Genomic DNA, 7,739 nt, shown 5'->3' with positions numbered 1-7,739 from the left:
GAGGCTAGATATACAAAAGGTGACGTAAAATTCATTATCATGTCATGTGCTGTCCTCCCCTAAATGGTAATCTGAGTCACAAAAGCACCAGCGGCTCCCACCATGACCCCACCAACAATTTCTAGAATGGCATTTCGGACACCTGGTCCACCATCTTTAATATTGGTTGAAAGGTTGATAATGCCCATGACAACAAGAAAGGCTCCTACTGCAATTAAGCCTTTTTGTAATAGAGACATGGCTTGGGAGAACATGGAGCTGGCGTCCACTCCGTAAACAAAGCCTGATAGTTTTTGATTCATATAATTCCTCATTTCTATTAATGTAGTGTCGTTTCTGTGCTTAAATCCCTAATTCTATGACCTGACAAATCTACTTCTTCCTCAGCGGTTAGGGGAGTGATGTGATAGTGCCACCAGCGTACATCGGTTTCCTTATCCGCAAGCCATTTCCAATTCTTATGTTTGAGAGGAAAATATTTCTTGGTTCGAAAAACAGGAATCCCTGCAATGCGTACGAGGCACTCATCTCGTTTCATATTCCCTACTTCATCAGCCGTCATCAAGTCACGGGCAATTTTCTGGTGAGAGGTCGAACTTGAACCAGTCTGCCCAAAAGAACGACTGGTGCTTCTGACATCAACGGTTTGTTTGCCTAAAAGACCACTCATAAATTTGAAAGTTTCCTCGTCATTTCCACCCAAATAGAGGAGGCTGTCACAGTTCCCCAGTATAGTTTTCCAAGCCTCTTTTTCCTTATAAAGTCCTTGGAGTTGAGCAATATTTTGCAAGATTGGAACTAGACTCATATTCCTAGAGCGAACTGTTGAGGTTTGTTCAGCGAAGTCTGGGATTTCTCCAAATAGCGATAGGTAAGCCTCTGGTGTTACCACCTCGGGCTTTTCCCCCGCTCCACACCGTGCGTGATAGTTTCCCATCACACGGCGTTCCACCGACTAAATCTTACTTTTTAGTGCCTATATAGTCCTCGAATTGTATCATTTCTAGCTCCCTATGTTCACGAAGCTTATTGATTTTATCTTGCATTTCTTTGGTCAATGGTAGGTTTTTGAGTAGTTTACTTACTTTATTGCTATTTTCTTCTCCTACCAAATCCGATACTTCTTTTGAGAGAATAATTAAATTCCTGTAGGTATCGTTACGCTCTCCTTTGCAAGGCTTGATGTGTTCACAGACCATATCCACGATGGTCAAAGCATTATGCGTAACAGCACATTTGCCTTTTTGTGCTATATACCTTGAAAGAGCATTATCTGCCATCTCTAATGTAGGATAGAGATGAGCATTTTCCATCATATACTTCATAACTTCAAAGCTGATACAGTTTTCAGCGTCTGAGTATTTCCTCACATATTTGTTGACTTCACGTCTTTTATATTTTGGATATTCATAAGATACATATCCGACAGGAACAATCATACGACCATTTATCCATCTACATTGTTTGGACTTTCCGTACTTATCCAAGATGTATTTGCTTGTAATTTCACCTTGTTTCTCTATGGGAAAGCATCGTTTATTATGATTCATTCCGTTGCTTTTCCCTGTAACCTTAAAGGCTATTTCCGCAAAGTCGGATGACACAAGCGTTGCCATACAGTAATAATTGTGCATTCCCATGACCATAGCGTTGTAGAGACTTATATTTTTATCTAATTCACTTTGTTTGCTTGGGTTTTTAATATCTTTCCAAACAGAACCCAGTTTACTGATAACCTTGACTTTACTCTTATCTGCCATATGGGAACGAATAATCCATTTATTCCCTTTTGGTACTACTTTGAATTTTATTCCAAGAAAAGTCGTGTAGTTCTTTCTAAGGTTGGTAATTCCTGATTTTTCATCACTTGTCTGCAAATGCAGATTTTCAGCCAACCATATCTTCGTAGCCTTCATTACCTTGACAGCTGTCGCATAATCTCTGCAAAAAATCTTGAAGTCATCTGCATATCTAGTAATATACATTTCTTTCAATCTTGTTTTTGCTCTGAGCTTGTTCCATTTCTGCGTTCGGTCTATTGTGAGTATGTTTCCCTCATTATCAACCTTTGTAAACTCGTAACCTGTGCTTCCCTCTTTGATTTTGAACATTTCCCACTGATTAGCAACCCACCAGTCCAGTTCATTAAACACTACATTAGCTAGTAGCGGAGATAGAATACCACCTTGAGGTGTACCTGTTTCTGGTGTGATGACGATATCTTTGAACAGAATATCCGCTTTTAACATTTGCTTGATTATCATAATCAGCTTTCTGTCCTGTACTCCAAATCCCCATAACTGACGGATAAGTTTTGAGTGGTCAATATTATCAAAGAATCCTGTAATGTCTACATCTACAACAAAGTGCAGATTTTGTATCTGTGCCATTTTATAGCACTGTGCTATTGCGTTTTGCGTAGACCTATATGGTCTGAAACCATTATTTCGTTCATGAAATTTAGCTTCACAGATTGGCTCTAGTATCTGTAAGACACACTGTTGTATTAGTCTGTCCCAAATGCTCGGAATTCCAAGAGGTCTTGTTTTTCCATTATCTTTCGGGATTTCTACTCGTCTGACTTTCTTTGGTTGATAATAGTTCAACTTGTTTCTGATGGTTTTTATGACCATTTCGATAGGTAATTTCTGTATTTCTACAATTGTTTTACCATCTGTACCAGGAGTTTTACTCCCGTTATTCTTGCAGATATTTCGATATGCAAGTATGATGTTTTGGTCAGAGACAATCATTGGCATAAGCCTATCAAATCTCTTACCGTTTAGGCTATCTTCATAAAGCTGATAGCCTATTTCTTTAGCATCATACCTTTCTGCATTTCGTTCTGCTTTATTTACAATTCGTTTTGCCATAGTAACCAACTCCTTATCGGAGAGTGATTTTTTCTTAGTCTCACCACGACAGCTATGAAAATCTCCTTTTGGTGATTACTATATAGACATGAAAGAAAATTTAGTATCGGCTTGTGGCTATCCCTCCACCGCTTATTATCACGGCTTCAACGGTACTGTGCCACTGCTCTCACAACCATAAATGCACTTATTGTAGAAAAGGTTCTTTCAGCCTTTTCATTTTCGATACAACTACGGTACTTTGTCGCTGATACAGTCAGCTCCCGTATTGGTTGCTTTCCACGTTCCACATAACTTAGGATTGTTACCACTTAGGTCATTCCTTTAGCCCTGCAAGTATTATCTTCAAGAGTATTCTCAAGATACCTGTGTCCTGTAAACACAGAGGGTATTTCATACTAACAACTTTTACTTTACCCCACTTGCGTACCCATTGGTACACTGGCATTTCTACCAGCCATTCGTTTAGAGCCGTACATTCGGAATTTTGTCAGACCGCCTATTTGGTCATTCTAACCATATGGCAACCCCGCCCGCACTGTCACACACAACACCTACCTCTAGGTATCTTTCCTAGTATTTCTACTTTAGGGTGTGCTTCGCACGACTTCTCCGAGCTTATAACCTTAGTCGTCTGTATTCAACTAACGCTATTCGAAGTATTAGCGAATTCCCTTCTGGGCGTTACCCCTTCATTTGAAATTTTAGTTATGCAGTTCTCTAAAACCACATTATTAAATTATTTGTGACTTTAGGCTACGCTTTTGTCGGTTATTCCTACCGCTTTGGGCGTAGAACGTGTCACACCATTCGCAAACTCATCCAGATAGCTTCTAACATGAATCGGCAGTTGCCCTTTAAAGTCAACATCAGCCTGTCTGGTCAAAGTGGAGAAAACTGTAGAAAAAAATAAAGCAGATAGGAAACGAAAGGTCGTATCATTGTCTGGAATAACAAGATAGACCATGGTCTTTTGAGTGCCCCACGTTTTCAAATCCATAGTGTCTCTTTGCGTCAAATCAATCACTGATTGGATATTAAAGAGTGCAAACTTAGCGGTCGTCACAGCAATGACCGAATCCAAGGTCTTGTCCTTGTAGTTCTGAAAATCCGCCCAGTTTCTCATGGTAAAGTTCTCATGACCATATTTCTTAGCATAGTCTTCAAACAGGACTTCAAGAACACTTTTGTCCTGATTGTCTCCCTTTGATAAGAGTTTGATGAGTTTCCCAATCTCAGAAAAGGCTGGATAACGGCCACGCTTACGTCTTGCTTCCTGCTCTTGCTTGGAACTTCCTGGAGGATTGTAAAAATCCACCAAATAAGAGGCAATAGCTCTCACCAATGTCATGGAAGCCTCGTCCCAAAATGGATCACTGCGAGAACCAGACCCACGGGTATTGTTAAAATAGACCGTTAACATGCGGTTCAAATCATTCTCTGTTTCTACATAACGAAAGGGATTAAAACCGTCTGAATTGGTCATATTAACCAAGTCTAAAACCTTGACCTGATAACCGTTTTCTAAAAAGAGTTTACCTGTCTTCTCAGCCAAATGGTCTTTAGGATCTACGACAATATTGGAACAATTAAGTTGGATAAGATTGGGTTTAACAAATCGAAAGGTCTTGCCTGCCCCAGAACCCCCAATAACAATCAAGTTTTTATTTCGGTCAAACAGGGGCTTCTTCTTTTCCAACAAGGTTAGACGAACATCACGAGCCAAAATCGTGTCATTGAAAGGATTCTTACTGTAAAAGTTCCGCTTTTCCTTACTGGTTCCAAATCGTGCAGAACCGTATTCTTCCCCTTCTCGATAGACCTTCTGTCCTGTCGATACATAAAGATAGACTAGTGTCATCGTTAGAACCCCAAGGATAAAGGCAAGAAGAGATTTTTGAGTAAAAGCAAAAAGCCATAAAGGATTGAAAACCTGATTTAACCCCTCTCCTAAGAGGTAGGCAAATCGTTCCATAGGTGGGGCATTGGTTAAACTATCATAGAGTAGAGTTAGACGATGGCAGAAATAGCCAAAGGCGAGACCCAAGAGACCAAAGACAAATGCTTTTCGTCTTGAATACATTACAAGGTCACCTCCTTGGTTTTGACTGCCGAAGGTTCTGTCACTCTTATTCTTTCTTTGGCCAGTTCTATCTCTTGGTCCAAGGTTTTATCAAAAGTTAAACCTTCTAGTTTCTCTGGATTAGACATCAGTTTCTTCAACAATTCATCCAAGTAATGATCGAGCAAGGTCTTATCCTTGGCATAAAAGTAGAGATAGTCTTTTTGCCAACTAATTGCGATTGGCAGTTTTTCTGACTCCATCAACTCCTTAAATTTCTCCACATCGATTGGCTTATCCAGTATGTCTTTACTAACATCTATCGCTTCAATTGCATAAGGGCTTTGAAGGAGTTCTTCCAGTTTTTGAACCCCAATCTTATAAGCTGAATCTTGAGCTAAGGCTTGCCTAGCCGACCATTCTAAGAGCTTTAAGAGGGTTCTGACTGTCAATAAACTACTTCTTTCCACGTATTGCATCGCTTGACGTTCTTGTTGTTCAGATGACATGGTGACCTCCTCTTTTTTTCGATTCCCTCTCAAACATAAGGTGTTTCCATAATACGGAAACACTCTTGATTTTGGTATCACAAGAAAGTTACGACATAAGCCAAACTATTCCAAAGTAAATGTAAGATGATTGCCGTCATACAATCAGTTTTCAATCGAACAGCAGCCAAGGTCAAGCCAAGACAGCTATAGATGAGCCAACTACTGAGCTGATTGGGTCCATGGACTAGAGCAAATAGAAAACTGGTCACTCCTATTTGTTCAAGAGGGAATGTCAATTTTTCCCACAGCAACTGCCTATAAACAATCTCTTCAAGGACACTTGCATTGACCAGAAACAATAAAAAGATAACATGTAGAACTTGTTTTCCTACTTGTAACAAGACCGCTTGATTCCTAGTCTGAACTGGAAAAAGAAAACTGATGAAGACTGCAAAAGCAACCATAACCACAAAACCAAGAAGCAACCATCTTAGGCGATTTTGCAAGGTCATATTTTTTGATTGAATAGTTTTGTGATGAGTAATCTCTAGACAAGCTACACCTAAAAGAAGCATTTGTAGCAAGACTATACCCTCTATTGTCAGATACTCTTTCAGGTATAAACTCACAAGAAAACCGTTAAGCTGTATGGCTAGATAAAACAACACTATCCTTATCATTGTCACCTCTTGAATAAATCTTCATAATCAATATCTAAGACTAGAACGATTCGCTCAACCCATCTTGTCTGTGGCATTAGACGATTGGATTTGTAATGCCGTAATTTTTGATAGAGGCGATTAAATTCACTTGGATAAACATATTGACCGTTGAATACTTTGCGAGCTAGTTCTGCCCAAGTGAGGTCTTTTTCGGCCAGAATGATTTCTAAATTGTCCCAAAATCGTTCATTCATCTTCACACCTACCCTGTCACTTGTTTCATCAGACTGGCCTGAAACAACTCTTCTTTTACCTGTCTGGGAAGAAAAGTACGTACTTCGTCTAGCCCAATAGCTGGATAGACGTGATTCTGACAGACAATGAGGGGCAGACGAAGGTTTTGGTCTGGCTTTTGGAGAATGAGCTGAATCATCTCATTCAAACTTATCGAATATTGACGCTTAAAGCGAAGAAATCGTGGCGACAGCAACTCAAAACAATCCGTGGTTTTGGCAAAGAGTGACAGTAAGATTTCACGGTTTACATCACACGCTTTTATACAACGATAAGTCATACCATAGTTGGTCAAAATGGTTAGTAAGTCTCGATTTGTATTGGTATTATTTCCTAGATATACCTCAAGCATAGGCACCTCCTTATAGGGTTAGGCTATTTTCAACTGTTGGTTCAGGAGTTGAGAAATAGCGACTCATATCAATGGGCATCCGTCCTTCAGCAAAGCACTTGACCGTCACTAGAGTCGTTAAAATGCCATCCTTTCCTCTAGCAGAATAATTTTCACCAAAGGCACGAAAGGCCAGGTGATTGTCTTTCGTCAGTAGTGTATCTACACCATTTTTAATATCCCTAGTTTCCATAAAATCCGAAATCTGATGAAGATTGGATTCGTAGAATAGGGGATCATTCATCTCTTTGTGGTAATCATCTTCAAAAGTTACCTCAAAGTCACAATCAAAATTGGGGAGCGACAGTATCTTTTGTAATAGCTGATTGGTTTCAGCTTGGTGAATACGTTCTTCTAATTCAGTGCAATCTAGGATACTTTTCTTATGTAGTAAGTTCATGTTTTTCTTCCTCTTCCGTTCTTCTAAATTCTCTGGCAATGGCTTCAATAACTGTGACAGTCACGCTATTGCCGGCCTGTTTGTATAGTTGGCTCTTACTAGAAACACTCTCTGCTCTTTCATAAGCCCAATCAGGAAAGCCTTGAAGTCTGAAACACTCTCTTGGTGTCAGTCGTCTTATTCTCAGGCGATAAAGTTTCCCCTCTAAGACAATGCCTGTGACTTCATACCACTTATCCTGTCGATATTCCAGAGCAGCAACCACCACTCCCATATTGTCTGAAGTCGTCAGAGTATTGGATATTCCCTTTCCCACACGTCCCCTACGTTTGGTTGAGTCTGGATAAGCCAGATTGACAGAGTCTCCAAGAGTTGCCTTTGCGTAGCCTGTTTTTGTGGCTTCCTTGATTTTCAGAAATGGCAGTTCCTCCCTCAGTAAAATCTTTGGCACCTTGTCTCCACCTTGCATGGTGGTCAAAGTCGGTGACAAGCCAGATATGTCAAATACTCTTCCAGTCTGGTCAAAGCTAGTCGGCAGATTTCCTGCGACAACAACCCCGTGTCTG

Annotated in this window: 8 protein-coding genes and 2 pseudogenes; all 10 read right to left on the bottom strand. The window is 40.1% G+C overall.

The features are described from left to right. Positions 1-59: 59 nt before the first annotated feature. A complete protein-coding gene (locus SST111_RS10805; protein WP_001072171.1) occupies positions 60-302 on the bottom strand; it encodes a hypothetical protein in 243 nt (80 codons plus the stop codon). A 17-nt stretch (positions 303-319) separates the two neighbouring features. Further along, a pseudogene (locus tag SST111_RS10800) lies at positions 320-859 on the bottom strand (type IV secretory system conjugative DNA transfer family protein); the annotation flags it as partial. Positions 860-962: 103 nt separating this feature from the next. Beyond that, complete coding sequence (gene ltrA, locus SST111_RS10795) at positions 963-2,873, bottom strand: group II intron reverse transcriptase/maturase (protein ID WP_099811310.1); 1,911 nt, start codon at positions 2,871-2,873, stop codon at positions 963-965. Between the two features lie 808 nt (positions 2,874-3,681). Further along, a pseudogene (locus SST111_RS10790) lies at positions 3,682-4,956 on the bottom strand (VirD4-like conjugal transfer protein, CD1115 family); the annotation flags it as partial. Beyond that, complete coding sequence (locus tag SST111_RS10785) at positions 4,956-5,444, bottom strand: hypothetical protein (protein WP_012775124.1); 489 nt, start codon at positions 5,442-5,444, stop codon at positions 4,956-4,958. The pseudogene SST111_RS10790 and the gene SST111_RS10785, both read right to left, overlap by 1 nt. Positions 5,445-5,521: 77 nt before the next feature. Continuing rightward, on the bottom strand, positions 5,522-6,106 hold the full coding sequence (locus tag SST111_RS10780; RefSeq protein ID WP_099811308.1) for a CPBP family intramembrane glutamic endopeptidase: 585 nt from the start codon (positions 6,104-6,106) through the stop codon (positions 5,522-5,524). A gap of 2 nt (positions 6,107-6,108) precedes the next feature. Then, positions 6,109-6,342, bottom strand: a complete 234-nt coding sequence (locus SST111_RS10775) for a hypothetical protein (RefSeq protein ID WP_001005708.1) — start codon at positions 6,340-6,342, stop codon at positions 6,109-6,111. 8 nt (positions 6,343-6,350) lie between these two features. Further along, a complete protein-coding gene (locus tag SST111_RS10770) occupies positions 6,351-6,734 on the bottom strand; it encodes a hypothetical protein (RefSeq protein ID WP_099811306.1) in 384 nt (127 codons plus the stop codon). Positions 6,735-6,744: 10 nt separating this feature from the next. After that, on the bottom strand, positions 6,745-7,173 hold the full coding sequence (locus SST111_RS10765) for a hypothetical protein (RefSeq protein WP_099811304.1): 429 nt from the start codon (positions 7,171-7,173) through the stop codon (positions 6,745-6,747). Beyond that, on the bottom strand, positions 7,157-7,739 hold a 583-nt coding region (locus tag SST111_RS10760), incomplete at its 5' end, for a DNA cytosine methyltransferase (RefSeq protein ID WP_180274063.1). The genes SST111_RS10760 and SST111_RS10765, both read right to left, overlap by 17 nt.

This window comes from Streptococcus suis YS161 (genome assembly GCF_002760245.1).
GTDB classification, from domain to species: domain Bacteria; phylum Bacillota; class Bacilli; order Lactobacillales; family Streptococcaceae; genus Streptococcus; species Streptococcus suis_I.
This window is presented reverse-complemented; position numbering and strand designations above follow the sequence as displayed.